The sequence below is a fragment of the Klebsiella sp. HN106 genome (genome assembly GCF_051209435.1).
Lineage (GTDB): Bacteria > Pseudomonadota > Gammaproteobacteria > Enterobacterales > Enterobacteriaceae > Klebsiella > Klebsiella oxytoca.
On record NZ_JBLURD010000159.1, the window covers coordinates 1 to 345 of the forward strand.

Sequence of the window (345 nt, forward strand, 5' to 3'; positions counted from 1 at the left end):
GCGCAGCCGCTTCACCGCCACGTCAATGGCGTTAGTGTCGCTGTCGAAGTTCATATCCCACACCTGCGAGGCACTTAACGACCGCGGCAGCACCTCGCCCTGATGACGCAGGAAGAACTCCAGCAGCGTGAATTCCTTACTGGTCAGGGTGATGCGGGTGGCGCCGCGCGTCACCTTGCGGCTGACCAAATCGACGCTGAGATCGGCCGCCTGAAACTGGCTTTCGACGATGACCGCCGCCCCGCGGCGCAGCAGAGTACGCACCCGCGCCAGCAGCTCCGCAAAGGCGAACGGTTTTACCAGATAGTCGTCAGCGCCCAGCTCCAGCCCCTTCACCCGATGCTC

At 63.5% G+C, this 345-nt stretch carries 1 protein-coding gene; it reads right to left on the reverse strand.

Features of this window, described 5'->3' with window-relative positions; genetic code table 11:
* On the reverse strand, positions 1 to 345 hold a 345-nt coding region (locus ACSIPU_RS30765; protein ID WP_435322500.1), incomplete at both ends, for a winged helix-turn-helix domain-containing protein.